Genomic DNA, 24,750 nt, shown 5'->3' on the forward strand with positions numbered 1-24,750 from the left:
AACTTCGCCGGTTCAGCCGAGAATCCAACAACCCGCGGCCAGGCCGAACCCGACCATCGCACCGGCCAGGGCCTGCGCGCGGGTGTGGGCACGAAGGACCACTCGCGACCAGGCAACGAGCGGGACGAGCACGGCAGCCAACGTCCACCACGCACTCAGCGCGTACACGGTCTGTGTGATCGCTCCGGCCATCACCGTGGTGTGCACGCTGATCTTCCACACGCTGGTGACGACCGTAAGCACCGACAGCGTCACCACCATCACCACGACCAGCAGCACCATGTCGTGGGGAGCCCCCAGCACCACCATCGACGTCAAGCCGACCGCCACCAGGGCCACGACCACGGGCATCACCCGCATCCGCTGGGCCCGCCTGCTCAGATGCCGGTCCGCCCACCGGCCGCGCCGGATACCGACCTTGACGAGGGCCAACGGCAGAACAGCGGTGAACAGGATCGCCCACATCGCCCAGCCGACCCCGGACCATCCGTCCGTGACCGCCCCGACCAGCAACAGCAGCCCGACCACGATGTACTGAGGCGCGAGCACATCGGTGACCGTCCGCGCGAAACGCTCCCCCGGCCGGACCGGCGTCGAGGAGCGGCGCGAGGCACTCATACCGCGCCCTTCGGAAGCGCCTCGTGAATTCGGCGCATCACGGGCGAGCCGAAAGCCTGGGCCACCCGCACAAGCCAAGCCGTCTCCGCCTCCGATTCCGCCGCCGGATGCGGCGAATACGAGGGGTCACCCGGTCCGCTCAGGCCCAGTTCCACCGACAGCAGGACCTGCTTGAGCCAGAACGCTTCCGCCACCACCGCTCGCTCGGCCTCCGGCACACCCACACGCTCCACCGCGAGCACCGCGTCGCGATAGAGCCCCGCCGGCGCGGTATCGCGCAGGGTCAGGGCAGCGTCGCGGATCTCGATCCCCCTGCGGTGGAGCCGATAGGTCAACTCCACCAAGCTGTGCTCACGCGGCTCGTTCTCGTCGCGCAGGACGACATGCGGCACCGCATCGGTCAACACCGCCCACAGGGCACGCAGTCGACGCATCGCAACCCACTGCCTCCACCGGCGCAGGGCGAGCGCGAACGCTGAGTACGACGTCCCGGCGAGAATCAACGTGATCGCGCCCAGCTTGACCACCTTGGACTCCGCCTCGAAGGCGCCGTCTCCCCCGGGCCAGGCCCCATCGAACGCCGTGACCAGCAGATACGTCGCCCGAAGCGCGCAGTAGCCCACACCCAGCAGGTTCCCCAGCGCCAGCGTCGCCAACGACCGCCGCAAGCCACCGACCGGGGCCTGGCGCGCGGCTCTGCCGACCAACGAGGTACCGACCCCGGTCGCCAACGCCGCGCTCGCGACGAACACGAGCTGGTACGCGGTCGCGACCGCGTCGCCGGCGTGGTCGGTGATGAAGTAGTCCCCGCCGTGGTCCCGTTCGGGGATGAGGAAGAACAGCACCACCAGCGCGCAGATCATCACCCCTGCCGTGATGTATCGGGGCGAGGTGAAAGCCGGCGGCTCCTCGGTGGGAGACAGCAGGGCCGTGATCCAGTTGACCAGCAGGAGCATCGCCACGACCCCGACGATGTGCTTGAGCAGCGTGCTCACCTGCGCCACGCCGGTGACGTTCTCGATGATCTCGGCAACGCGAGGCATGCGGATCGTAAGCGCGACAGCCAGGGCCACAAAGGCGCCCCAGAGCGGCTGGGTCTGGAACGACGTGCGCAACGTCGGACGCCTCCACACCACAACGACCCAGGCCAACACCACCACAACCAGTTCCAGCGCGTGGATCATGATCGCCTGCGGAGTCGCTGTGCTGGCTCGGTCAGACTCGCGTGCAACCGCGACAGCACCCGACCCGACAGCTCGGGCGAGGACGGAGCGGCCGGGAGCGTGAGCAGCGTGGCCAGCGTCTCGGCCTCCAGTTCCTGGAAGTCGGTGTACGAGGTACGCCCGATCATGCGCCGAATGGTCGCCGGATCCAGGTCCGGCGACAGCCGCCCCGCCATGAGGGCGTCCATACCGCCGTTGTGGTCACACAGCACGTGCGCCAGCTCGTGCGCGACGATGTGCCGCTGGTGCGCCGGGCTGGTCGAGGCGTCGTACCAAACCCAGTCCGCCTTCTCGGTGGCCGCCCACATCCCGCAAGGCATCCCGGCCGGCATCCCCTCCGGCAGCGGCATCAACCGCAGGGCCCGGCCCCGCGCCCGGGAGATGTTCTCGCACAGCAGCTGCGCGTCGAACGGATCCGGGATGACGATGTCCAGGCGTTCCAGCCGCTTGCGAGATGCGTCCCGCAGGCGCTTGAGATCCATGCGCGCAGTACTCCGTTGTACCCAGGACGACGGGGAGAGCCGGTCGTCGCAGCCGTTGCCGTTGCCGTTGCCGTTGCTGCGGATGCAGGTGCGGGTCTCAACCACGCTCCACCGCCGACGCACCGTCCGCGTCCGGAGGACCACCCTTGAGCCCTTCGAGACGACGCGCCTGCTCGATCACCGCGCTCACCATTCGCAGACTGTCGGCCGACAGACCATCGGCGCGGAACACCAACCTGTGGACGTCGTTCTCCCGCATCCGCGACCAGGCGTCCCGCTCGGCGGCGATGCGTTCAGCCGCCTCGTCGTCGAAGAAGTAGACGGGTTCGACGTTGAAGAACCGCGCGAGCGCGTCGAGGGTCTTCAACGTCGGATTCGTCTGCACCCCGGTTCGCAACTGCTGCACCAGGCTCGCGGAGACCGTCGGCCCATCGGGACCTGCCTGCTCCTTGATCCCTCGCGCGACCTCGCCGTTGCTGTACGCACCGCCGTCGGGTTTGCGCACGACATCGAACAAGCGGTCAAGCTTCGCCGCCAGCGTCATAGCCGGCAGATCAGGCTTCTCGCCCACTCCGCCACACCTCCTTCATCGGAGGCACAGACTGCACGAATCATCATCATCGCGTCCACCAAACTGTTGGATGATGAGAATCACATGCCAATGGGCTGTGAGCTTCGAACGCGGCCTGCCTTGCCGCGTCTGCGGCAAGGCAGGCCCATGGTCTTCTCGGTCTTCCGGTTCCCCTGTGTTCGTTCGGCCATTCGGAGGGCCAGCAGGCTGGACAGGCGACGCGGGTCAGCGCACCCGAGCGACGCCCCCGTACATGTGGACCTCCCACTCCCCCTGGTGGCCGGTTCGATAGGGACCGATGTCGTCAGTCCTCCACGCTGCGACGTCGCCCGCCCCGGGTGGCAGCACCTCAAGCCCCGCCAGCAAGGCGGCGGCTTCGTCGGATGTGGCAACGCGACCCCAGGCTCCCCTGGTGCCGGCGTGCATCGCGTCGGTAATCGCGCGGCGGACACCCGGCTGATCGCTGACGAGCACGCTCACGACCACGTACGAGCCGGACGGCACGCGGCCGACAAGGGCGCGCATGAAGGTTGCCGGACTTCGGAGGCAGTTCAGAACCGCCGTTGCCAGTACGGCAACCGGACCCTCGACGAGGAGATCGGCGATGTCGGGGATACGCATCAAGGCGTCAACGTCGGCGATGTCCGCGGCCACGACAGACGTGTATTCGTTCTGATCCAAGAGCATCCTCGCCTGTCCAAGCACCAGTTCGTCGTTGTCGACGTGGACCACCCGGGTCCCGGAATGGGTGCTCTGGGCCACCGTGTGGATATAGGGCTGGGTGGGGACGCCGCAGCCGAGATCGAGAATGCGGCGGATCCCGCAGTCACGGACGAGAATTCTGGTGGCACGACGCGCGAACGCCTGCGAGTTGCGTACGACAACTCCGGCCGAGGGCGCGACGTCGAGAATGGCCGAGCCGGTCGCGCCGTCGGGCGGGTAGTGGTCGGCGCCGCCGGCCAGCCAGTCGAATACGCGGGCGTCGGACGCAGTCTCGATCCCGGTCGGGATCGGCTCGTCGGGGGTCACAGGGCCGCGCTCCGGGATTGGGCAGACGAGCGTTCGCTGTCGGCGTGTGGCACAGAGGCGCGGCGCAGGATGTCCGCCAGGGCTTTGCGGTCGAACCTCGCGCGGACGGCGTGGTGGTCGGAGAGCCCGGTCATGTCGATGACTTCGACGTCCCACAGCGCGGGCAGGAGCAGCGTGGACACCCACAAGCCGTCGACGGCGGTCGGAGGACCTTGCGACGGTTTGGGGATGACAGTGGGGGCCAGCGCGGACATGCGTCCCTGGGTAAGAGCGATGTGGCGGGCTGCATCCTCGGCGCCGGCGGCGCGCATGACGTCGTCGGTGTGGGTGTCGGGGATGCGGGTGCCGTCAGGGCCGGGGCGGGAACGGTGGGTCTGGTGGACCCGGTCGGTGAAGGTCTCGACGGGTGGCAGGGGCGGCCCGCCGGGGACCGGGGTTCGGTAGCTGTTGCGGTCGCCACCGAAGATCGCCGGGAGCTTGACCGTCGCTCCGCTTTCGGTGGTGTACGCCTTGTCGAGGAAGCGGGTCAGATTCTCTCCTTCCGCTGCTCGGGCGGTGACGGAGGAGTAGGTGAGGTGATGCGATACCGCGACGATCGGCAGCGTCTCTCCGCCGGTGTCTCGCAGACACAAGGCCCTTGCCGTTGGCTCCAGTTGCCATCCGTGGTCGTCCCAGCCGCGTGGGGACTCGAACACTTGCGGGTCGATGTACAGGGCGGTCGAACTCCCGCGGCCGACCCATCCGGTCATTGCGAGAACCGTCTCGGCCGCCCCGGCGAGTTCGCCGTCGTTGTCGAGGGCGGTCCACACCTCCTGCTGAAGAAGCACAGCCGGACGCAGCGAGGCGTAGAACTGGTGCGCCTTCAGCCACTTCGCGGGATCGCCGCCGCCGTAGTTCTCGAAGTTGCTGCTGACGATGTCGAGTGTCGCTGGGGTCATGGAAGTCCCTTCGTGGGGGTGGAGCAGGAACGAACTGCGCGGAGTAGCGCGGAACGGGCGGGGAACGGGCCCGGGCCCGCGGCAGGGTTCGGGGTTCGGGTGCGGCTGTGAGGCGTGGGTCAGGTATGGGCATGTGGGGATGCGGTGGGGATGGGTGTCGCGTCGGCGACCCAGAGCGGTGCACCGTCTCCGCACTGAACGCGAAGGGTGCATGCAGAGGTTGGCGTCGGGCTGGTGCGGGTGATGGTGTGCCAGGCACCGTCGATGTGTACGTGGGGTGTCCACCCGAGATAGCGCAGCGCGCGGGTGAGGTCGTGGAGCGTCGAGGCCGGTCGCGTGGTGTCGAGGTAGCGGTCGGAGGGGTTCATGAACCCGGCTCAGGTCGCGACGTCCGCATCCTGGGGGGCGCCCGGTTCGCAGTGCACGAGCGCGGTCAGGGCCTTCGGCAGGACACCGCGCAGGAGTTTGCGGGTGAGGTGCGCGCGGAGCGCGGCGGGGTCGAACTCGTCGGGCGCCGGAATGCTGTCCTGTGCGAGAACGGGGCCGTCGTCGTAGGCGTCGCCGGTCATCCGGTGAACGCTGAGTCCGATGACCGGATCGCCCATCCGCAGAGCCCAGGCGATCGGCGAGGGTCCCTGCCATCGGGGAAGCAGCGCGGGATGGCAGCCGATGGCACCTCCGGGGACGGCGTCGAGGACGACCCGCGGCAGGACAGTGGGGTACTCGCAGACCACCAGCACGTCGACGCCGAATAGGCGAACACGTCAGGGAGTTCGGTCGCGGGCCGGCCGACGACGCCGATTTCCGGGGGCGTGACGGCGCGGACGCGGGCCAGTCGGGCGGCGGGGTCCTGCTCGCGGGTGCGGTGGTGCCAGATCACCGGGGGCACGACGACGAGGACCGGTTGCACGCCGGCCCCGGCGCATGCATCGCGCATCAGCTCCAGGACGTCGAGGCGTGCACTGACCAACGCCGCTCGCGGGTAGGGCCGTTCAGTGATCATGATGTCCTCCCCGCGGTGTTCGCGTGCCGCGCGGAGGCGGGGCCCGGTGCGTGGGCGGCGGAGCGATCGGGATCCTCGTGGCGAGGTGCTCTCAGGGCCAAGGAAGGCTCCAGGTCGGCTGGATATCGGGTGCCGGATGTGGGTAATGCGGTGAGCCGTCGGCGCACGCGGTGTTCCCGGCGGCCGGCTCGGTTCGGCAGTGGCTTTGCCGGTGGTCGACTCGGGAGTCGGCTACCGATGCGCTTCTGTCGTCGCGACGTACGGGTGCTCGGATTGTCTGCGGTAGGTGAGGACGGCTGCGAAACGCAGGTCGGGACCCGGGTTGTCGGCCATGGCGACCCGTAGGTGCGGGTGCAGGGCAAAGCCGTCACCGGCCCGGCGCACATGCCGCACCCGACCGCCCGCCGACGCCGAGCCCGCCAACGTGCCCACGGCCCGAGGGATGGTGCGTCGGTGTGGCTGAGGAAGGCCACCCGCAGGACCTGCTCCGACGGCAGAGGAAGCCACAGGTGCACCAGGTCTTCGCCGCTGCTCGGGCGGTGGTGCTCCTGGTCGGGGCGGGGCAGCCGGGCGGGGCGCGGTGACGGGCTGCGCGGCGGTGCGCAGAGCAGCGTGGCGCCGGCCGGCGCCGCCAGGCCGTGGCCGAGGAAGACGGCCGCCGTGTCGATGAGAACCGGGTCTGCCAGGGTTCGCGCGATCACCTCGGACCGTTGCTCGACGGCGAGCAGCCGGTGCATGTTCAGTGCGATCTCGCCCGGGTGGATCAGCAGTTCGCGTCGCGTGGGTGGTTGCTCGTACAGGCGCGCGGCCTCGGCGGTGAGGTCGTCGATGATCGTGCGGTCCGGGAGGCGGCCCAGGTGGGCGTAGCCGTTGCGGAGGTAGAGGGAGCGGGCGTCCGGTTCGATCGTCACCGGGTCGTCTCCGCCGGAGCAACGGTGTCGGCGCGGCGGTGGGCCACCCTGGCGGCGGCCCGGTGCAGGTCCGCGAGTTGTGTATGCAGCTCGGTGGCGGTGGGCCGGTCCATCGGCGCGCGGCTCAGCGCCGGCGTGAGTATGTCGTCGAGTGCCGTCCAGGCGAGATCGCCGGGCACTCGGGACAAGGGTGCTCCGTCGGCGATCGCTTTCCAGCGTTGTTCCGGGGACAGCGGTCGGCCGCCGTAGCCTCGGCGCACGGCGACGGCCGGCTCGCCCGTCCAGCACAGGCGCAGCGATGCGGCGAGGGCGTAGACGTCGGCTGCGGGGGTGGCGACGGGTCGGCGGCGGTTGACCATCATGGTGGCGATTTCGGGGGCGGCGCAGTCGATGCGGCCGTTCGGGCGGGGGGTGACGAGGTTGTCGGGAATGGCGCCGCGCGGTCCGCGGGCGCAGGCGTAGTCGATCAGGCGGACGCCGGTGGGAGTGTGGATGCAGTGCGCGGGGTGGAGGTCGCCGTGGGTCCAGCCTTTCGCGTGCACGGCGGCGACGGCGGCGGCCAGTTCGACCGCACGCTCCAGGGCTCGTACGCGCGTGATCTGGCGTTCGGGGGCTCGCTCGCGCAGGGGTGCCCAGTGTTGGTCCGTGGTGGCGCCCTGGTACCAGGGCGTGGCGAACCAGGTGCCGACGGTGTGTGAGCCGCGTAGGGGGCGTTCGGGGACAAGGTCGACGGCGTGCAGGGCGTCGAGGACGGTGGCCTCGCGGTCGACGTCCCGGCCGAAACCGCATTTGAGCGCCAGGATCGTGTGTCCGCCGGCGATACGCCACACCGGGATACGCGCGGCGGGTGCCGTGATCCGCGTGGCGGTGGGGGTGGGACCGACAACGGCCCGCAGGGCGTGGAGGACGCCCGGGGGTAACTCGACTGCGGTGGTGTGCACGTGGACTCCGATCGGGGTGAGAGATGGGGGCGGCGTGGGTCGCCCGGTTGTGGTGGTCCGGCTCAGGTGCCGGTGCGTTGCAGCGGTGCGGGTGCGGCGAGTTCGCTCACGACCGCGTGGCAGGTCACGGCCGCCGCGGCCGGGGTGTTTGTGAGGGGCGTGCGCCATCGGGCGGCCGGTACGAGACCCGGAGGCAGCGGTGTTCCCGGGAGAAGCGCGAGGATTTCGCGACGGGTTCGCACACGCAGGTGGATGCCGTGGGAGTCGTACACGCGGGCAATTGCGGTGGCGCGCGAGCGGGGGTCGGTGTCCCCGGTCAGGTGGGTGGTGAGGATGTGGCTGCCGGCCGGGAGGTCCGCGGTGAGGCGGTGGAGGACGCCGCGCGGCCCGTGCCCGTACGGGAGGTGTTGGAGAAGGCCGCCGACGACGACGGCGACGGGCTCGGTGAGGTCGAGCATCGCGCGGATCCTCGGGTGCTCCCAGACGGTCTCCGGCTGCAGGGGCCATGCGCGGACGCAGGCGACGCGGCCGGTCGGGTCGTTCGTCAGGGCGCTTGGGAGGGCGTGGACGACCGGGTCGTCCTCGACGTAGACGATCCGGCAGTCCGCGTCGACCGCGTGGGCGACCTGGTGGACGGTGTGGCCTTCGATCGGGACGCCTTGCGCGAGGTCGACGAACTGGCGCGTTCCGCTGCGTGCCAGGTGGTCGATCGCGCGCCGCGTGAACAGCGTTGCGTCCGCCACCGTCCTCCACAGCTGCGGATACACGGTGAGCGCGGCGTCGGCCAAGGCTCGGTCGGCGGCGAAGTTGCTGTGACCGCCCGCGAGGCTGTTGTTCACCCGGGCCGGGTGCGGCCGGTCCAGGTCGAGTGCGACGGGAGGGGAAGGCGCGTGCATGTCTACCGTTTCGGAGTGGTGAAGGGGATGGGAGCCGCGCCCGAGGTGTCGGGTGTGCCGGTCGGCTTGTCCTCGAACCAGTCGCGGCCCACGGGGCTCGGGCGGTGGGGTGGCACGCCGGGCGCGAGCCGAACCCCCGGGTCGAAGTCGCGCCACGGCAGGCGTCGTTCGCTGCCCTGCTGCCAGAGCTGAAGGAGCGCTCCCGACCGGCCGGGCCGACGGACCGCGGGTACGAGGTGCAGATGCCGAGGCCAGCCGAGGTAGAACGCGCGGATCGAAGCGATCGCCTGCCCGGCGGTGACGGTCCGCTCGCGCGATCCGCAACCGATGACGAACCGCAGCCGCCAGGCGTCGTGCAGGCGCACGCTCATGCCACTCATCCGCAGTCCTCGGACACCTGCCGGCACCACACCGGTGCGGTCAGGCGACGCGCTGTCGGCTCCTCGCCCACCAACGGCAGGCGTGGTGGATCACCCGCGACGGGCGCGCCGCTGTCCCATGCCCTGCGCAGGCTTCGCAGCCAGTCGCGTGTGCGTGCCGACGAAGGGAGTTCGGTGTCGGGCAGCAGCCACACGCCGGCGCCGGTCGGCGCGTCGTCGGGGCCGAGGCGGATCACAGCGAGCGCGATGCGGGCTGCGGCGGACCGGTGGACGACGTCGACGGCCGCCTCGGCAACCGCCCGTCGGCGCGCTGCCGGTGTCCGGGCCAGGCTCCAGGCGTCGGTCTGGATGTCGAGGGCGGTGTCGAGGTCCGCCCACAAGGTCTGCCAGAGCGTCAACGGTAGGGTCCAGACCCGCTCGGGTGCGTCCGGCGACGCGGGCCACCAGACCCGAGGGGTGTCGTCCAACGGTCCGAAGCCGAAATGGGAGATCACGGCCAGGGCATTGGCCGCGGGCGTGCACGGCCACGCCACCATGCAGGGTGCACACCGGCCGTCAACGAATCGGTGGTTGCGGGCGACAGCGTGCGTCAGGCGGGCAGTTCGGGCATACGGGTCGTCGGACTCGACCGGGATAGGGCCCCTGCGCGTAAGCACGTCCCCGAAGCGGGAACGACGGTGTCTCATCGAAGATCTCCGAGGCGAGTGGTGATCACGGGGCGGTACGGGTGGCGGGCGACGCTTCGTCGAGGCGCCCGCCACCCGCCGTCGGAGTGCTGGGGACCCTCGTCGGGGCGGCTCCGAACCCGGCTCCCGCAGGAGGGGATCGGGGTGAGGGAAGATTTTCGAGGTCGGACGTGAACGGTCAGGTCGTTCACGTCCGACCGGCCGCCCCTGGAGGGTGGGGAGGGCGGCCAACCCGACACAGGGATGAAAGGGTCATCGACCTGCGCCGGGAGACAAGGCATGGTCCGGTGGATGTCGCCGGAAAGAAGGGCTCAGTGCACGAAACGGATCACGCCTACATCCGCGCGGGAGAACTCGGTGTGGTCCTCACCGAGCACGGAACTGATGCGTGCATCCAGCACCTTCGGGGTCAGACCGGGAAGACGGGACACCGCCGCGAAGAGCGCAACCGCCGCGTCGTGGTTGTTCGTCCGCTCGCAATGCGCAAGAGCCTCGACGGCCCCTGCGGCATCGAGTTCCAACCGCTCCCTGAAACGCCATCGGCCCTGGGTGAGCAACACCCACCGCACGACGACCACGCTACCGACGGTGAACCGCGGGTAGGCGGTGAAGACGCGCCGCGGGCTCGGATCGGCATCGAAGAACGTCTTCACGAAACCCTCTCAAGTTGCGAGTGCCCCTGCTGCGGCGTTGTGAACGGACAGTCTCCGCTGGGGTTGTGCGGAACGAGTCCGGACGACTGTCGGTTGGGTCGGGGCCGTCGAGCGGATCACCGGGCCCAGGTGCGCGCCGGCTGTGCCATGACGGTTGCTTCCCCATTGCCTTCCGACGGGTCCGGAAGGGAACGTTGGGCAACGTGAAGCTGGCCGCGACCCACTTGCCGCCGGCCCCTTCGTGAATGGGCCCGTACTCCAAGCGGTCCGCGAGAGTGGCCACAATCCCCAAGCCCCTCCCGGACTCCTCGTCTGCGGGCACGGCGTCGTTCTCGCGCGCCCACACGAGTTGTACGAACCTCGTGTCGGTAACGGCGAAGGTCACCACGTGTTCGTCGGACCACCAGTGGACGGCCATCGCGCCGGTGGTGTGCTTCAGGGCGTTGGTGACCAACTCGCAAACCACCACGAGGACGTCATCCAGCCAATCGGCGTGGGCCTTGGTGAAGCGGTCGATGCCCAAGGTCGCGCACACGGCGACGACGTGGGCGCGGGCGATCGCCGTGACGACCGTGTCCCGAAGCAGGTCGAGGTGCGGGGTTGGAGATGACTTCATGCCGAACTCCCTTGCGGCAGGGGCTTACTCGCCTGGAACCGCTCTCCGTGCCTGATCACGATCAGTGGCTCGAAGGTGACCTCAAGATACAAGGGAATGTTCTGCCGGCAACACCCATCTCTGAAATTTCAGTGTGACGAGTGATTCCATGCGACGATTCAACCGATCCCAGGTCAGGGTGAGACGTCGCAACGTCGTCGCGTGCGGCAAGATGTCGCCGGGCATGTGACGTTCAGTCGAGGAGGCGTGTTGGTGGAGAACCGACCGGAGCCGACGGTGGCCAGCGTTCAACTCGGCCGCCGCATGCGTAAGTACCGCGTTGATGCCGGGGTTTCAGCGAAAGCAGCCGCCCAGGCGATCGACGGCTCGACGCCGAAGATCTCGCGGTACGAAACGGGTCGGCAGTGGCCGCTCAAACGCATCGAGGTCGCCGAACTCCTGCGCCTCTACGGCAGATCTCACCAGGAGGTCGAAGACACTCTCGCGCTCATGGAGAAGGCGAAGTTGCCGGACTGGTGGCAGGACGAGGCCAGTGTCGTCCCGCGCGGTCTCGGCCAGTTGTTCGCTGTCGAGACGGCCGCCGAGGAACTGCGCACCGTGAGCGGCGGGATGTTGTTCGGGATGCTCCAGACCGAGGAGTACGCACGGGAGATCATCAGGGTTCACACCACGGATCAGTCGCTGGTGGAGGGCCGGGTCCGATTGCGTCTACGACGACAGGAGTTGCTGCGGCGGGAGTCTCCGCCCAGGCTCGTGGCGCTCATCGACGAAGGTGCTCTGCGCCACGTGATCGGTAGCCGCGCGATCATGCGTGACCAGATCACACACTTGATCGAACTCGGCGCGCTGCCCAACATCACGATCCGCCTGGTCACGTTCGAGGCCGGTGCTCATCGCGGGCTGACCAACGGTTTCCTGTGGCTCAAGCTGCCGAGCGAGACGGAGATGCCGGACGTCGTCTATACCGAAAGCCTCACCGGCAACAACTACTTCAGCAAACCCGAGCAGGTGTCGGGCTTCGCCGACGCCTTCACGTCCATCGAGGCCCTGGCACTCGACCCGGAGGAAAGCGTGGACTTCCTGCGAAGCCTGCTGGAGTCCCACGCCGAGTAGGCCGAGTCGAACCGCGCACTTCCATCCGCGCTTCCTTGATCCACGCTCTCACGGGCGAAGGATCGGTTGCCCCGCGTACCGACGTGCCCGCAACCGGTCCCATGATGGTGGGACGACACCTAGCTCAGGAGATGCACATGTCGCAGCACAGTAGCCCGCTGACGTGGAGGACCTCGTCGTACAGCGACGGCGGTCAGTGCGTCGAGACCGCCATCGACGCACCTGGAGTCCTGGTCAGGGACAGCAAGACGGCGTCAAGTCCGGTCCACACGTTCGACCGTCAAGCCTGGACGGCCTTCACTGCGGCCATCAAGCCCAAGCACTGACGCAAACAGATGCAGGCGGCTGACCCCACGGCTATTGGGGTCAGCCGCCACTTCCCTAGCTTGACCCACATCCCGGACACCCAAGGCACAGCACGCCGAATCCCGTTGCCCGACCATGCCGGATTCGGCAGTGTCGAGGATCCAGCATTAGTACGAGTCGGTCATGTGTCTTCTCCAGGGCGGTAGGCGGCACGGTCCTGTTGAAGGTGCCACAAATCTCGCATCAGGCCGGGTCGGTTGATCAACTCGTGGAATGTTCCCGATTGCACGACGCGTCCCTTGTCCAGGACGACGATTCGGTCGGCGATCGAGGTGTTTGCCAGGTTGTGCGTGACCAAGACGACCGCGCGGTTGCCGGCGAGGTCGCGCAGGCCGGTGAAGATGCGGTGCTCGGCCCTGGGGTCGAGGTCCGAGGTGGGCTCGTCCATGACCAGCAGACCCGCATCGCGGTGCGCGGCCCGGGCGACGGCGATGCGCTGCCATTGTCCGGGAGACAGGGCCACCCCGCCCCACCACTCCCGGGCGAGCAGGGTGTCCAGTCCCGACCGCAGTGTCCTGATCACGTCGTCGGCTCCGCTGGCCCGTGCCGCGCGGTGCACCGCGCGATCCCCGGCCGCGCGTGGTTGGCCCAGGGTGATGTTCTCGCGCGCGGTCATCGGCCAGCGGGCGAAGTCCTGGGGAACCACCGACGTTTGCCGCCACATCGCCTGCGAGTTCAGATCGGTGACGCTGACTCCGTCCCACGTGACGGTGCCGGTGGTGGGCAGGTTGAGTCCCGACAGCAGTTTCATCAGGGTCGACTTCCCGGATCCGTTCTCGCCGACGACGGCCACGATCTCGCCTTGGCGGACGTCGAAGTCGACGCCGCGCAGGGTGTCCCGGTCGGCTTCGGGGTAGCGGAAGACGACGTCGCGCAGGGCGATGTGCCGCGGTCGGTCGGGGACGATGTCGCCGCGGTCCAGGCGTTGTCCTGCGGCTTCGGTGACGAAGCGCTCCCAGTCGTCGAGGTACAGGCCGGTCCGCAGCAGATCGCGGCCGTAGCCGACCAGCCCCTGCAGACCCGTGCTCGCCGATCGCAGTGCGAAGATCGCCGTTCCGGCGGAAGCCGCGGAGATGCGGCCGGTACCGAGCAACAGCAGCACCGCACCCCAGACCACGGCGGACGCCGCACCGGTGGCGAGAGCGCCCACGACGGAGATCTTCGCGCGGTCCCAGGCAGCTCTGTTGTTGGTGTCCTCCACCCGCACGGCACTGGCTCGGTACTTGTTCAGGAGGTAGGGGGCCAGGGTGTCGGTGCGGACCTGGTCCGCCTGTTCCTTGGCGATCAGGTGCCACCGCAGCATCGACATCACCCGGCGGTCCTTGTGCGTGGCCACGACCGCCAGGTACGTCACGCGCTCGCCCCGGATCGAGGCGATCGCCTGGGGCACCGCCGCCAGCAACAGCAGGGGCAACAGCAGTGGATACAGCGTGGCGAGCACCACGCCCGCGGCAACGAACGTGGCCAGGGAGGACACGTAGTTCTGGGACTGCCCGATCATGTCGCGGCTGACGTCCACGCCCCGCTCGGCCGCGTCGTATCTGTCGTTGAAGCCGGGGTGGTCGTAGGCGGCCTGTTCGGCATTGGTCGCCGCCTCCAGCATCCGGTACTCCGCCTCGCGGCAGATCCGGGGCGAGAGCCGATTCGACAGGGCCTGGATGACAATGCCCAGCAACGCCCGCAGACCGGCGGTGGCGGCCAACACCGACACCGCCGGAACCGCAGCGCCCACCCGGCCGGATTCATGCGCCGTCTCGATGAGCACCGAGAACGCGGCCGTGGTCGCGAACAACCCAAGCGCCGCGGATACTCCGGACACGATCTGGCAGCCGAGCAGCCACACGACCGCCCTGCGGTCGACCTCCCACGCCAGGGCGAAGGTACGACGGACCAACGAGGGAAGGCGGCGGGCCATGCTGCGGCCGGTGAGCAACTCGGCCAACTCCAGGCTGTCGCCGCCCGGGTGGTCGTAGGTCAGACCCTCCTCGGCCGGGGCGGGGGCGTCCGACTTCCTCGCGTCGCCTTCCTGCTTGCGCAGTTCGTCAGCGGTTTCCGTCACGTTCCGGCTCCCTCATCGATCGGACGTTCGGCGGCCCGGTCGGTCGTCTCGGGCGGTGCCGAGCGGGCTTCACCGACGGCGGGGATCATGCGCAGCCGGTCCCTCGTGTGGTCGTACGCGATCGCATCGCCACAGTGTTGGAAGTGCACGGCAAACCGGGCGCCGGCGCAGTAGGCATCGAGCCCGGCCCGGCAGTAGGCCACCATCGGTGCGGGCAGTGCATCGAGCCGGTACCACTCCATCGCGTCGCACACGTCCGGTTCCATGACCTTCGGTGCATTGCGCCAGCGGCGGACCTCGAAGAAGAATCCGACCCGGGCACCCCCGGTGGGGCTGCGGTGGTGCACGGTGACGGCGGCGCGGACGTCGCCCGGGTCCACGAGTACGCCGGTCTCCTCCGCCGTCTCGCGAACGAGCGCGTCGACGACGTCCTCGTGCGGCCCGTCCAGGTGGCCCGACGGCAGATGCCACAGGCCCGCCGCGTACACCGCGCCCGCTCGCCGCGACAGCAACACCTGTGATCCGTCAGCACTTTCGCGGCGCAGGACCAGGTGGACGTCCACAGGCTCCGTGTGCCGCTCCGGCGCAGTCAATTGCCACTTCCGGATGCACGGATGTCCGAGTCTGCGATCGACTCCCGCGCGGCGAGGGATTCGTGCCGGAGGTGGCGTGCGCCGCGCCGCCGGTGGTCACCGGGCGCCGCAGGAACGGTGGCGACCGTCGCGGGTGCGTACTCGCTCACGGTAGTGGACCTTTCCGCGCGGTGGGTCCGTGTGCCTGATGTCATGTCCACCCCAACTCCGTGTAGAGGCGGCCGGTTTGGATGGCCTGGATCGCGGCGCGGGTGTAGGCGACGGTCGGGTCCGGCAGGTCGTGGGGGTGCCACCAGCTCCAGCCGAGGCACTTGTCGGGTTCGAGGACCTCGGGGGTGCCGGTCCAACGTCGAGCCCGGAAGATCATCTGCATGCGCGGCCGGGTTCCCGGCGAGTCCACGAGGTGGACGGCGTGGGCGAACTCGACGTCACCGGAGTGGATCACCAGTCCGGCCTCCTCTCGGGCTTCGCGCACGAGACAGGCAACGGCGGATTCCTGCTCGCAGTGCCCGGCCAGGAAGTGGTGGGTCGACGGCGCATAGAGGGAATCGGGGTGCCGCAACCCGAGCAGGACCCGCCCCCGGGCATCCTCCACATAGAGGTGGACACCGACGACATTCAGGACCCCCCGCGTACCGGCCTCGCCGCACCACCGAGGTACCGCCGCGCCTTCCTCGCCGCTCATCGAGGCGCTCCTGACCGCCGGCGGAACCCGTTGACCAGGAGTGCAATCGCGCCGCCGGCAAGTGCCGGGTGGGGACGAACAGCAAGAGGAGGGGGAAGAGCCAGATCGAGCTTCATCACCCGGAGTGTAGGTTCCCCTACTGACAGATACGGTGAGGTCAGGTCGGCAGGGGTCCCGACACCGGCCTCGGGGACGACCCCGTCATGTATACGAGCGGCCCCTAGCCGGGCCACAGCTGCCTGCGGAGCGCCGCTTCGGCATTGCACACAGCTGCGGTCAGCGGCTGCATGTGGGCTGCGGACAGGCTTCCAATACCGAGTCCGGAGACACCGAGTACGGCTTGGAGTTTCCGTATTTCCCTACTGGCCAGCCGGGAGCGCGTCGGGCCGTGGTTCAGCACGTCCCGAGCGGCGTACGCATCGAGGGCGGCCACGCCGGCGAGAGCGCTTCGCACCTGGGTGGTGGCGTCGCTCTCCTCGTGCCCCAGGTCGAGCGCGGCAAGCCCAACCCGAGCTTGGAACACGGCGGTTGTCGGGTCGGGTGGGATGAGCGCCGGAAGTGTCTCCCGCAGGACGATGTCGCGGTCGTGTCGCCGGGGCCGGCAGTGGGCGCGGAGGAGGGCGGCGATGGCGTTCTCCCACGGTTCTGCGGGGATGCTGGTGTCGATCATGGCGCGGGCCTGCCGGTCGAGGCCGCGTTCCATCAGTGACATGATCGCGATCTGGCGTCCGTCGAGCAGTCGGTTGCCGACGCCTCGGTGCGCGGTCATGGTCTCGGCGGCCTCGGTCCAGCGGCCGGTCCGTGCCAGGGCTCTGGCGCCGTCGATCAGCACGCTCACCCACAGTTCCTCGCAGATCTTCCGGTGGTCCGCGTCCGTGCCGGTCAGGACCGACAGGTCGACTCGGCGGTCGCGGATCTCGGCACTTCCGCGCTGCTGGCCGGCGCGGTACAACCGTTCGAGGACTTCGTACCCGGCGTCGCCGTCGCCTTCACGGATCAACAGTCGGGCCAGGTTCACCATCGGCATGAGGGCCATCACGGCGATGTCCCCGGTGAGGTGTCCGGCGTCGGCGAAGACGCGGTGTTGTCTCCAGCACAGTTCCGCGGCCAGGTCGGGCATGCCGACGTCAGAGGCGATCAGTGCCGCGTAATTGAGGACTCCGCTCGCGCGGGCCACCAGATCACGGTGGCCCGCGTCGGCGGGCGGGACGGCAAGCGCGGTGAGGTGGGCGATGCGTTCGGCCAGGGGTAGGCCGGGTGCCTTGGGCCTGCGCACCAGGGGGATGCGGTCGGCTATCGCGGGGATCATCGGCTCAGCTCCTGCGTGGCCAGTCGACGACGAGGCGGCTGTGGGTCTTGTCGACGACGAAGCGCGGTTCGGCGATTGTGAGTTGGTCGCGGGCGTCGCCGATGGCCATGCGGAATCCGGGGGCGGCGGCGGTGTTGCCCCAGCCGCGGTCCCATTCGCCGATCTCGCCGGCGACGTGGTCGGCGAGTGCCGCGGCGCGCGGGCCGTGGCCGATGACGCCGATCTCCCAGTACCTGCCCTGCTCGTCCTCGCCTTCGCGCACGGTCAGGTAGGCGAGGGTGTCGCCGTCGAGGGCTGCCATGGAGCCCCATCCGAAGTGCGGGGTGAAGCCGGGGCGGGATCCGGGCATGCGGGACAGGCCGTTGGGCAGCACGGTCGCCAGATACAGGTACAGCCACTCCCAGGGGTCGCCCTGGCGGAACCTCACGCCGGAGTAGACCTTGGCGGGCAGCTGGTCCAGGACAGTGCGGATCGCGTCGCGGTCCACGTCCTGTTCGCTGAAGGTCTCCAGGCGCACGTTGCCCTCGCCGGCCATGGGCACGAGGGTGTAGACGTCGTCGCACACGCCTTTGCGCAGGGGCACGAACGTCGCCATCTCGCATGAGACGGTCTTCCAGGTCTTCTCGTCGCGTTCGAAGGCGAAGCTGCGGGAGATGCTGCCGCGGATGCGCATCGGCAGGACCAGGCGTCCCTCGGGGGCGAGTTGGTCGAGGATCCGCACGGGGACGTCGCCCGCGCCGACCGTGAATTGGATGCGGTCGAAGGGGCCGTACTCGGGCAGGCCGGCCGCGCCGTCGGCCAGTTCGACGCTCACGTTCGTGGCTCCGGCCCGGGCGAGGTTGTCTCGGGCGCGGTCTACGAGGTCCTGGTCGACGTCGACGGTCCACACATGACCGTCCGGAGCGACGAGTCGTCCGAGCAGGTGGGCGTTGTAGCCGGTGGCGGCCCCGGCCTCCAGGACCCTGTGGCCGGGCTCGGCGCCGAGTTGCTCGATCTGGGTGGCGACGATCGAGGGCGCGGAGATGCAGGAGATCATCTCGCCGCTCTCGTCGTGCTTGATCGGCACGGCGTCGTCGACGTACGCGGCCCGCGGGTCGACGCCGGGAAGGAACTCGTGCCGTTCGGTGTCCCGGAAGGCGCCGACGACGGCGGGCGTGCGCAGGTGGCCGCTGTCGACGAGGCGGGTGACGAGCGCTTCGCGCAGCTCGGCGGGGTCGGTTGCGGGGGTCAGGGTGCTCTCCATCCGAGTGAGGGTAGGGGTCGGTGAGGTGTACCGGCGGGTGGACACGTCGGCTTCATCCCCGTCGGCGAAGGCGGCGTTTCGTCCCAGCCAGGCCGTTGCCGCCTGTTCCTCGACGGATACGCCGGCGCGGTTGAGGGTGAAGATCGCGTGGTGGGCGAGGACGGCTCGCAGGCCCCGCGTCAGCCTTCCATCGGCGGCCAGTTGCCTCAGCCGGAGGCCGGCGTCCTCGAACGCGGCGACGCGTTCGGCCCAGTCGGGCTCGACGTCCGGGCGTCGGGCGGCGTCGGCGTGCATCAGGCGACGCATGGCCGTGATCGCCCGCTCGCGCGGGAGGCCGGTGGGCGAGGTGATCGGGGGCCGTAGGGACGCGAGTTTGGCCCAGACGTCGCCGATCTCGAACGGGTCCAGGCCGGCCGCCCGATTCATCGTGGACAACAACAGAACACAGCGTTCCCTGGCTCCCGGTTCGCCGCTTTCGGCGAGCGCGGCACGGCTGTCCGCACAGAACAGGTCGTGCGCGATGTCCATGCCGCCGGGGCCGCCGAACGCTTCGATCTCCGGCTCGTACACGCCGCCGATCCAGCCGTCGATCAGCCTGTCGGTGGCGAGCTTGTCCAGCAGTTGGGCTGCGGACTGCTCGGTGCGTAGCCTCACTCCCCCGTCCTTGCGCAGGAAGTGGAACCGCTGATCGTGCAGTGCGCACGACAGTGCCCGGGCGGCGTCCGTGCTCGCTCCGGCGTTTCCCGGGAAGGATACGGTGGCGTGCCACCAGCCGTTCTCGGCGGTGATCGGAAGGTGCTCGTCGTCGACGTCCATGGTCGTTGGGCGCTCCTGGGTCGTAGGGCTCGGGCGAATGAGGGCGGGTCACGAGATCAGCAGGGCGCGGGTCCAGCCGGTGGTGTTCGTGCCGTCGAGTGCCAGGCGCGCGCCGGCTCGGCCCTCCATGAAGCCGGGCCTGGACAGCGCGTCCGCTTCGGCGGCCAAGTGCTTGTACAGGTCTTCGATCAGTGGCGTGAACCGGGCCGGATTAGGGCTGTCTTCGGCGATGGCACGGGCGAGGGTCAACAGGCCGGCCCAGCCGTGACAGAGCGAGGCATCGGTGATCCGTTCCAGGCGTTGCGGCTCGCCCAGTGCGCTGACGAAGGTGTCCTCCGCGGCGCGTCGGCCGGTCTGGTCGCCGAGGGCGATCGCGGCCAGTTGCCGAGTGCGGGCGATGCCGGGTTCTCCGTAGCACCACGACGGTCGAGCGGCGACCGGCGCGGGCGGCTCGTCAAGGGACAGTTGGTCGCGGGTGGTCCAGTAGCAGTGGCCGTACCGGTCCAGCCAACGGGCAAACACTTCGATGGCGTCCTGCTGCCCGGTCACTTGGACGCCGTGCCGGGTGGCGAGGGACAGCACGGCCAAGGGGCCGGCGATGCCGTGCGCGACGCCGTTGTTGCCGTGGCCGCCGCGCATCTCCTCGCCTCCGGGACCGGTGTCGCACCACCAGCCGGGCAGCTCGCGACCGTCGACGCGGACCGGCTGCGACAGGGAAACCAGATAGGCCAGCACCTCCCGCAGCAGCGACGGGACTCCGTCGCGGGTCAGTAGCAGCGCGCCGAGCCCGCTCAGGCCCCGGATGAGATCGAACTCCGCGACATGCGGCAATGCCCCGCCGGCCTCCCTCCGACGGGCCGCGGCCAGCCTGGTGGTGACAACGCGGTCGACGGCGCGTTGCACGTGGCGGTCGGCACGCCCGGCGCGGCCGAGTACGAACTCCAGCGCCGGGGCGCCGTGGAACAACGACGCGTTGCCCCCGGCGCTGACCCCACCCGCGACAGCCTGCGCCAGGCTGCGTCGCGCGGAAGCGAGGTCAGCGCGTTCGAGGTGCAGCAACGCCATCCCCAGCGGGCCTTCGGAGAGGTCCTGCGTCCTGGGCGCGGTCGTCGTCTTCATGGCCGCGCCCGGAGCGGAACGACGATGCTGTGGGCGCGTCCGCCGAGCCAGCCGTCGGCATCCGGCGGCGGCGCGTCGTGCAGGACGGCGACGCCGGTCGGAGCGGCGGCGAGGTGGGTGCGTAGCACGTCCAGATGCATGTCGTGACACAGATCGAGCGGCAACTGCTGGTCGTCCTGGACCAAGAGCACGCGCTCCGGCACGCGGAACCGGCGCATCCAGCCGTGCAGTGCCTCGGCCCACTCGTCCTGTGTCGCGGTGGGGCCGGGCAGGTTCCGGGCGGGCAATTTCCATCGTGCGGGCGCGAGGACGGAACGTCGGTAGTGCAGAGCGGGGGTGAACGGGAGGGTCCAGGCGGCGCCCCAGTCGAACCACGTCACCTGCGGGGTTCCGGCGCGGCCGATCTCGGCCAGGAATCGGACCAGGGGTGGGGTGTAGTTGTTCCACAGGAAGTTGATCGCGGTCGGCGCGAGCAGTTCCAGGCGCTTACCGGTGGCGGCCTCGGCCAAATGGAGGCGGCCATCACGTAAACCGACGACGAGATCGGACGGGAAAAGCACGCCCTTTTCCCGGGGCCGGAATTCCCCGACGCTGACTAGACGAGGCAGGATCTGAGGGGCACGTGTGAGCAGGTCGGCCGGAACGCGGGCGGCGTGGAACGACAACTGGGCCAACTCCGCGTCGGGTTCGACCGTGGGCAGGTAGGCATACGTCGAGCCGGTGGGCGGGATCAGGTGCCAGAAGCGGCCCGTCATCGACCCGGCCGCGCGGGAGACGGTGGTCACGCGAAGACGGAAGTCCCCACGATCCAGGGCTCGTGTGGAGGCGGCCTGGACCTGCACGCACAGTTCGAGATGAGAAGGGGTGTGCGTTCGCTGGCCCGCCGCCGCCTCCAGCCTTTCGATCATCGCGCCGCAGAGCACGACCGACCTGTTGCCCTCGACGGCCGCGGTGCCGGCAAGTTCCAGAAGCAGCCGATCGCGCCGAGTCATCGGTCGGGGCGGCTCCGAGACATGGTCGAAGCCCTCGGGTAAGCCCAGACCCCGGTCGGGATCCGTCACCAGTTCCAGCGGAACCTCGACGTTCTCGCCGAAACGGTCGGCGAACCGTTCGGCATAGCGGCGCCACGCCTCGGTGCCCGTCGGGTGCGTGGCGAGCCTGGTCAGGATGGTCGCGGCGGTTTCCGCTTCCGTCTCCACCGTCGTCGGCAGCCGAACTGTGGCGTCCAATCGCACGTCCGGTGCCGTCGTGCGGGCGCGGGCGCTCCGGCGCAGGTCGGGCGGCAGGGTGTTGGTGGGGTCGACGACGGTGGCGGGTGCGCGCAGCGACGACCGCAACAGCCGCACCCGCAGGAGTTGTCCGAGCAGCCCGGTGCGTTCGCACTCCGTGGTGTCCGGGAATTCGGCGGCCAGCTTGCCTACCAGTGCCGAGTACCGGATCGGCGACCGAGCCGCGTCGAGGACCAGCGCGACCGCAGGTGTCATCGCGAGTGAGAACTCCGAGGCGCCTTCGGACGGGATGAGTACGCGGCCGTTCCGCACTCGTGCCAGGTTGTTGGCGCACACGTCGAGGTCGGCCATCCGCGCGTCGTCGGCTTCCCAGGCGCTGATCGCGGCATCCAATGCCACGGGGTCCGGCCGGGTGACAATCCGGTGCCGGTCGCCGAAGCGTGCCTGTGCCACGTCGCCGAACTCGATCGGGGCCACGCCGGCGAACAGGCCGAACGGGGTGGAGCGGTGCGTGTACCTGATTGCGTACCGGGCGGTGGCCAGCGCCGCCCGACGTACCTTCGTGGTTCGCCCATCGAGGATCGCCCGAACTTGGCACTCGAGACCGGGGCCGGCCTCGGACACGGCCCGCCGGAAGGAGTCGTCGGCCCATACCGTGGTCAGCCACGAACGCCAATCCGCCGGTGAAGCTGCGGACCCCGGCCAAGGCGGCGTGACCGGCCCGGTGAGGTTCACCGCGGCCCGCAACATCCCTTCACCGCAGCCCCCGTACAGGCTGTGTCGTACGCGCGTCATAACCCGCACTCCGTTCGTGGACGAGGGGCACGCGGGCCGAGCGGATAGCTCCGCCCGGCCCGCGCCCGGCCGGCTTGCGTTATGAGGTGGTACAGGCGCTCGGGCAGGAACTCCCGCAGTTGTCGCCCGTGCTGCACATCAACACCGTCTCGGTCGCCGGTGTGTTCTCGATAATGGTGATGTCGAGCTGGAACGGATCGTCGTCGGCGTCGTTGGCGTCGCCCTGGCACGGTTCGACCGTCGGCGCGCTGGTTCGAGCGCTCATGTGTGCTCCTGATCGTTCGAAGGAAAACCTTGACCGGAACGTGCGGCGGGCGGCCTGGCGCCGCCGCGAGGTTGAGCATCCCCGGACGCAGACTTCCACGGCGCCCGGTGAAGGACTCGGGATCGACCGCACACGTGCCGCCGGCGGATTGAGCGGCGAAGGCCCTCGCTTTATGTCCTGAGACGAGCACACACCGCCACCGGACAGGGAACAATGGTGTGGCCCGATCCAGCACCGATCCCAAGCGGCAGAGGCTGGTCCCCGATGTCCGATCAACTCCGCGACGATATGCGGAAGGCCCGCAGGTCATCCGGTATGACCTGGGCGAAACTCGCTCGCCAGGCAGGGTTCGGCGAGGCGTACCTGCGCAATGTGGAAAATGGAAACCGATCCGTGACGGTCGCCGTCGCCGCTGCCTACGACAGGGTGCTGCGGACCGGCGGCGCCTTCGCCGCGACGCTGCAAGCACCCGGCTCGACGATCGGCAAGGATGCTCCTTGGGACCGGCCAGGGAGTCTCAGGGTTCTCATGGAACTGCTGAACGGAAGCAGCGTGGATCGCAGGAGTTTCCTCTCGGCCGGGGCGGCACTCTCCGTTTCGGCAAGCAGCTGGTCCCAAGCCCTGGAACCGAATCGGACGGCCCGCAAGCCAGCGCCCCTGCCGGACGGCCCGGCCTTGTTGACCCATGTGGACGCTCGTCTCGATCACTTGAGGCACCTCGACGACGAGCTCGGCAGCGGCGAGGTATGCCAACTCGCCCGCGGCGAACTGTCCTTGATCGTGCGGCTGATCAAGACGGGACGCTACGACGGGCCAACCGTCGACCACTTGCACTCGACGGCGTCCGAGGCGGCCCGCCAAGTGGCATGGAGTGCGTTCGACCAGGGCAAGCCCGGCGTCGCCCAGCGCTTCTTCGACGCCTCCCTCCGAGCCTCCGCCGAGGCCCGCGATCCGATCAGCGGCGCCTACGCACTGTCCTTCGCCGCCGTGCAGTGCTACTCCACCCCCGGACAGGCGAGCAGAGCGGTATCACTCCTGGAAGCAGCACAGGAACAGGTGCGGTGGAAGGCAACTCCCCGCATGCACGCGATGCTGGCCGCCCGGACCGCTCGCGCGCTGTCGAAGACCGGCGCCAAGAAGGAGTGCGCACGCCAACTCGACCTCGCCCGCACGGCGTTGGACAAAGGAAAACACGACGACGACCCGAAGACCCTCTACTGGGTGGACTACGGCGAAATCGAAATGATCGCCGGCTCGTCCGCACTGCAACTCGGCGATCCGGCCGAGGCCGTACGCCGCTTCGAGGCCGCCGCGACGGCGTCGTACCCCGGCGACGACGAATATCCACGAAGCCATGCCATCTACCTGGCCCGGGCCGCCGAAGCACACCTCGCCATGCACGACCTGGACGCCGCCGTCGCCAAAGCACGGCACGCGGCCCGATGCCTCGGTTCGGTGGACTCCGCACGCTCCGCCTCCGAGCTGAGCGGCCTTCGCGCGCAGCTGGCGGTACACACCTCGCACACGGCCGTATGCGAATTCCTACAGGTCGGGTAGACCGAGCACTCCCCGCAGGCGGGCAGCCACGACATCCTCGTCCAGTGCCAGCAGCGGCGTGATGCCGAGCCTGTAGGCGGCGGCGAGGTTCTCTTCGCTGTCGTCGACGAACAGGCACCGTTCGGCCGAGACGCCGAGCTTGTCGAGCACGAGGCGGAAGATGGCAGGATCGGGCTTGCGCACCCCGTGGTCCGCGGAGAACACGACCTCGTCAAAAGTGCCGTGCAGGTCGAACCCCGCGTAGGGGTCATACGGTTCCCGCCCCAAACTGTTCGACAACACCGCCGTCCTGATCCCGGCGGCCCGCGCCTGCCGCGCCACCTTGAGCACCCGATGCGCCGGAAACGCATCGTGAAGATAGCGGGCGAGCAGGTCATCGGGCGCAACGTTCATCAGGGCGGCGAACCCTTCATTCCAGTCGGTCTGAGTGATCGCACCGAGTTCGAGCCGCCGGAACAAGTCCTGCCCCCGAGGGTCGGCCCACGCTCGGAGAAAAGTCCCCCGCGCGATCTTCTCCCGATCCTCGAAACACGAGATCACCTCGACCATGTTGAAGGTCAGGACCCCAAAGAAGTCAAAGATCAAGCCGCCGTACTTGGGCTGCGCGGTGTTCACCATCCCCAAAGCCTACGATTCGCAAGGCAGTTGGGCACC

The 24,750-nt window shown here is 69.3% G+C and carries 26 protein-coding genes; 3 read left to right on the forward strand and 23 right to left on the reverse strand.

What is annotated here, in order from left to right:
* Nucleotides 1-12 precede the first annotated feature (12 nt).
* The 14 genes from ACFXMF_RS06830 to ACFXMF_RS06895 all read right to left on the reverse strand — a co-directional run bounded on the left by ACFXMF_RS06830 (nucleotide 13) and on the right by ACFXMF_RS06895 (nucleotide 10,947).
* Entirely contained in the window at nucleotides 13-618 is a 606-nt protein-coding gene (locus ACFXMF_RS06830; protein WP_379987837.1) for a hypothetical protein, read from the reverse strand.
* Nucleotides 615-1,802 carry an MAB_1171c family putative transporter gene (locus ACFXMF_RS06835; protein ID WP_379987836.1) on the reverse strand — a complete coding sequence of 396 codons (1,188 nt, stop codon included), beginning with the start codon at nucleotides 1,800-1,802 and terminating at the stop codon, nucleotides 615-617. Before ACFXMF_RS06835 ends, ACFXMF_RS06830 begins: the two co-directional genes overlap by 4 nt.
* Nucleotides 1,799-2,428, reverse strand: coding sequence for an ImmA/IrrE family metallo-endopeptidase (locus ACFXMF_RS06840; protein WP_379987835.1), 630 nt, complete (start codon nucleotides 2,426-2,428; stop codon nucleotides 1,799-1,801). Before ACFXMF_RS06840 ends, ACFXMF_RS06835 begins: the two co-directional genes overlap by 4 nt.
* A complete protein-coding gene (locus tag ACFXMF_RS06845; protein WP_379987834.1) occupies nucleotides 2,421-2,894 on the reverse strand; it encodes a hypothetical protein in 474 nt (157 codons plus the stop codon). Before ACFXMF_RS06845 ends, ACFXMF_RS06840 begins: the two co-directional genes overlap by 8 nt.
* Nucleotides 2,895-3,119: 225 nt before the next feature.
* A complete protein-coding gene (locus ACFXMF_RS06850; protein WP_379987833.1) occupies nucleotides 3,120-3,923 on the reverse strand; it encodes an SAM-dependent methyltransferase in 804 nt (267 codons plus the stop codon).
* Nucleotides 3,920-4,861: an endonuclease/exonuclease/phosphatase family protein gene (locus ACFXMF_RS06855; RefSeq protein WP_379987832.1), complete on the reverse strand. Its 942-nt coding sequence runs from the start codon at nucleotides 4,859-4,861 to the stop codon at nucleotides 3,920-3,922. Before ACFXMF_RS06855 ends, ACFXMF_RS06850 begins: the two co-directional genes overlap by 4 nt.
* Nucleotides 4,862-5,238: 377 nt before the next feature.
* Nucleotides 5,239-5,601, reverse strand: a complete 363-nt coding sequence (locus tag ACFXMF_RS06860) for a formyltransferase family protein (protein WP_380020549.1) — start codon at nucleotides 5,599-5,601, stop codon at nucleotides 5,239-5,241.
* A 259-nt stretch (nucleotides 5,602-5,860) separates the two neighbouring features.
* Nucleotides 5,861-6,775 carry a hypothetical protein gene (locus ACFXMF_RS06865; protein ID WP_379987831.1) on the reverse strand — a complete coding sequence of 305 codons (915 nt, stop codon included), beginning with the start codon at nucleotides 6,773-6,775 and terminating at the stop codon, nucleotides 5,861-5,863.
* Nucleotides 6,772-7,716, reverse strand: a complete 945-nt coding sequence (locus ACFXMF_RS06870; RefSeq protein WP_379987830.1) for a phosphotransferase — start codon at nucleotides 7,714-7,716, stop codon at nucleotides 6,772-6,774. The genes ACFXMF_RS06865 and ACFXMF_RS06870 overlap by 4 nt, the downstream gene beginning before the upstream one ends.
* 62 nt (nucleotides 7,717-7,778) lie before the next feature.
* Nucleotides 7,779-8,612, reverse strand: coding sequence for an SAM-dependent methyltransferase (locus tag ACFXMF_RS06875; RefSeq protein WP_379987829.1), 834 nt, complete (start codon nucleotides 8,610-8,612; stop codon nucleotides 7,779-7,781).
* A gap of 2 nt (nucleotides 8,613-8,614) precedes the next feature.
* A complete protein-coding gene (locus ACFXMF_RS06880; protein ID WP_379987828.1) occupies nucleotides 8,615-8,992 on the reverse strand; it encodes a hypothetical protein in 378 nt (125 codons plus the stop codon).
* Complete coding sequence (locus ACFXMF_RS06885) at nucleotides 8,989-9,528, reverse strand: hypothetical protein (RefSeq protein WP_379987827.1); 540 nt, start codon at nucleotides 9,526-9,528, stop codon at nucleotides 8,989-8,991. Before ACFXMF_RS06885 ends, ACFXMF_RS06880 begins: the two co-directional genes overlap by 4 nt.
* 461 nt (nucleotides 9,529-9,989) lie before the next feature.
* Entirely contained in the window at nucleotides 9,990-10,331 is a 342-nt protein-coding gene (locus tag ACFXMF_RS06890) for a hypothetical protein (protein ID WP_379987850.1), read from the reverse strand.
* Nucleotides 10,258-10,947 (reverse strand): ATP-binding protein, encoded by a 690-nt coding sequence (locus ACFXMF_RS06895; RefSeq protein ID WP_379987826.1) that lies wholly within the window; start codon nucleotides 10,945-10,947, stop codon nucleotides 10,258-10,260. Before ACFXMF_RS06895 ends, ACFXMF_RS06890 begins: the two co-directional genes overlap by 74 nt.
* Before the next feature lie 252 nt (nucleotides 10,948-11,199).
* On the opposite strand from ACFXMF_RS06895, the gene ACFXMF_RS06900 reads away from it, so the two are divergent.
* Together ACFXMF_RS06900 and ACFXMF_RS06905 are read left to right on the forward strand one after the other, a co-directional pair.
* The gene (locus ACFXMF_RS06900) at nucleotides 11,200-12,060 is read left to right on the forward strand and encodes a helix-turn-helix domain-containing protein (protein ID WP_380020551.1); all 861 of its coding nucleotides are present in this window, start codon (nucleotides 11,200-11,202) and stop codon (nucleotides 12,058-12,060) included.
* A gap of 137 nt (nucleotides 12,061-12,197) precedes the next feature.
* Nucleotides 12,198-12,386 carry a DUF397 domain-containing protein gene (locus ACFXMF_RS06905; RefSeq protein ID WP_379987824.1) on the forward strand — a complete coding sequence of 63 codons (189 nt, stop codon included), beginning with the start codon at nucleotides 12,198-12,200 and terminating at the stop codon, nucleotides 12,384-12,386.
* A 161-nt stretch (nucleotides 12,387-12,547) separates the two neighbouring features.
* Here the strand turns inward: ACFXMF_RS06905 and ACFXMF_RS06910 are convergent, their stop codons facing one another.
* The 8 genes from ACFXMF_RS06910 to ACFXMF_RS06945 form a co-directional block, all read right to left on the reverse strand.
* The gene (locus ACFXMF_RS06910) at nucleotides 12,548-14,485 is read right to left on the reverse strand and encodes an ABC transporter ATP-binding protein (RefSeq protein WP_379987823.1); all 1,938 of its coding nucleotides are present in this window, start codon (nucleotides 14,483-14,485) and stop codon (nucleotides 12,548-12,550) included.
* Nucleotides 14,482-15,000, reverse strand: coding sequence for an NUDIX domain-containing protein (locus ACFXMF_RS06915; protein WP_379987822.1), 519 nt, complete (start codon nucleotides 14,998-15,000; stop codon nucleotides 14,482-14,484). The genes ACFXMF_RS06910 and ACFXMF_RS06915 overlap by 4 nt, the downstream gene beginning before the upstream one ends.
* 268 nt (nucleotides 15,001-15,268) lie before the next feature.
* On the reverse strand, nucleotides 15,269-15,763 hold the full coding sequence (locus ACFXMF_RS06920) for an NUDIX domain-containing protein (protein WP_379987821.1): 495 nt from the start codon (nucleotides 15,761-15,763) through the stop codon (nucleotides 15,269-15,271).
* Between the two features lie 220 nt (nucleotides 15,764-15,983).
* Nucleotides 15,984-17,072, reverse strand: a complete 1,089-nt coding sequence (locus tag ACFXMF_RS06925; RefSeq protein ID WP_379987820.1) for a hypothetical protein — start codon at nucleotides 17,070-17,072, stop codon at nucleotides 15,984-15,986.
* A gap of 4 nt (nucleotides 17,073-17,076) precedes the next feature.
* The gene (gene fxlM, locus ACFXMF_RS06930) at nucleotides 17,077-19,131 is read right to left on the reverse strand and encodes a methyltransferase, FxLD system (RefSeq protein WP_379987819.1); all 2,055 of its coding nucleotides are present in this window, start codon (nucleotides 19,129-19,131) and stop codon (nucleotides 17,077-17,079) included.
* A 48-nt stretch (nucleotides 19,132-19,179) separates the two neighbouring features.
* Nucleotides 19,180-20,250, reverse strand: coding sequence for a lanthionine synthetase C family protein (locus ACFXMF_RS06935; protein WP_379987818.1), 1,071 nt, complete (start codon nucleotides 20,248-20,250; stop codon nucleotides 19,180-19,182).
* Nucleotides 20,247-22,274, reverse strand: coding sequence for a lantibiotic dehydratase family protein (locus ACFXMF_RS06940; protein ID WP_379987817.1), 2,028 nt, complete (start codon nucleotides 22,272-22,274; stop codon nucleotides 20,247-20,249). Before ACFXMF_RS06940 ends, ACFXMF_RS06935 begins: the two co-directional genes overlap by 4 nt.
* 79 nt (nucleotides 22,275-22,353) lie before the next feature.
* Nucleotides 22,354-22,539 carry an FxLD family lanthipeptide gene (locus ACFXMF_RS06945; RefSeq protein WP_379987816.1) on the reverse strand — a complete coding sequence of 62 codons (186 nt, stop codon included), beginning with the start codon at nucleotides 22,537-22,539 and terminating at the stop codon, nucleotides 22,354-22,356.
* A 264-nt stretch (nucleotides 22,540-22,803) separates the two neighbouring features.
* On the opposite strand from ACFXMF_RS06945, the gene ACFXMF_RS06950 reads away from it, so the two are divergent.
* Nucleotides 22,804-24,096: a helix-turn-helix domain-containing protein gene (locus ACFXMF_RS06950; protein WP_379987815.1), complete on the forward strand. Its 1,293-nt coding sequence runs from the start codon at nucleotides 22,804-22,806 to the stop codon at nucleotides 24,094-24,096.
* Here ACFXMF_RS06950 and ACFXMF_RS06955 read toward each other — a convergent pair.
* Nucleotides 24,082-24,714, reverse strand: coding sequence for an HAD family hydrolase (locus ACFXMF_RS06955; RefSeq protein WP_379987814.1), 633 nt, complete (start codon nucleotides 24,712-24,714; stop codon nucleotides 24,082-24,084). The two genes, ACFXMF_RS06950 and ACFXMF_RS06955, sit on opposite strands and share 15 nt — an antisense overlap.
* Nucleotides 24,715-24,750 lie beyond the last annotated feature (36 nt).

This window comes from Embleya sp. NPDC059213, from assembly GCF_042754445.1.
GTDB lineage: Bacteria > Actinomycetota > Actinomycetes > Streptomycetales > Streptomycetaceae > Embleya.

Bases quoted from the DNA above. Each gene is read 5' to 3' on its own strand.
- ACFXMF_RS06830 (WP_379987837.1), bottom strand. From the start codon at position 618: ATGAGTGCCTCGCGCCGCTCCTCGACGCCGGTCCGGCCGGGGGAGCGT.
- ACFXMF_RS06835 (WP_379987836.1), bottom strand. From the start codon at position 1,802: ATGATCCACGCGCTGGAACTGGTTGTGGTGGTGTTGGCCTGGGTCGTT.
- ACFXMF_RS06855 (WP_379987832.1), bottom strand. From the start codon at position 4,861: ATGACCCCAGCGACACTCGACATCGTCAGCAGCAACTTCGAGAACTAC.
- ACFXMF_RS06875 (WP_379987829.1), bottom strand. From the start codon at position 8,612: ATGCACGCGCCTTCCCCTCCCGTCGCACTCGACCTGGACCGGCCGCAC.
- ACFXMF_RS06880 (WP_379987828.1), bottom strand. From the start codon at position 8,992: ATGAGTGGCATGAGCGTGCGCCTGCACGACGCCTGGCGGCTGCGGTTC.
- ACFXMF_RS06885 (WP_379987827.1), bottom strand. From the start codon at position 9,528: ATGGTGGCGTGGCCGTGCACGCCCGCGGCCAATGCCCTGGCCGTGATC.
- ACFXMF_RS06895 (WP_379987826.1), bottom strand. From the start codon at position 10,947: ATGAAGTCATCTCCAACCCCGCACCTCGACCTGCTTCGGGACACGGTC.
- ACFXMF_RS06905 (WP_379987824.1), top strand. From the start codon at position 12,198: ATGTCGCAGCACAGTAGCCCGCTGACGTGGAGGACCTCGTCGTACAGC.
- ACFXMF_RS06920 (WP_379987821.1), bottom strand. From the start codon at position 15,763: ATGAGCGGCGAGGAAGGCGCGGCGGTACCTCGGTGGTGCGGCGAGGCC.
- ACFXMF_RS06925 (WP_379987820.1), bottom strand. From the start codon at position 17,072: ATGATCCCCGCGATAGCCGACCGCATCCCCCTGGTGCGCAGGCCCAAG.
- fxlM (WP_379987819.1), bottom strand. From the start codon at position 19,131: ATGGACGTCGACGACGAGCACCTTCCGATCACCGCCGAGAACGGCTGG.
- ACFXMF_RS06935 (WP_379987818.1), bottom strand. From the start codon at position 20,250: ATGAAGACGACGACCGCGCCCAGGACGCAGGACCTCTCCGAAGGCCCG.
- ACFXMF_RS06940 (WP_379987817.1), bottom strand. From the start codon at position 22,274: ATGACGCGCGTACGACACAGCCTGTACGGGGGCTGCGGTGAAGGGATG.
- ACFXMF_RS06945 (WP_379987816.1), bottom strand. From the start codon at position 22,539: ATGAGCGCTCGAACCAGCGCGCCGACGGTCGAACCGTGCCAGGGCGAC.
- ACFXMF_RS06950 (WP_379987815.1), top strand. From the start codon at position 22,804: ATGTCCGATCAACTCCGCGACGATATGCGGAAGGCCCGCAGGTCATCC.
- ACFXMF_RS06955 (WP_379987814.1), bottom strand. From the start codon at position 24,714: ATGGTGAACACCGCGCAGCCCAAGTACGGCGGCTTGATCTTTGACTTC.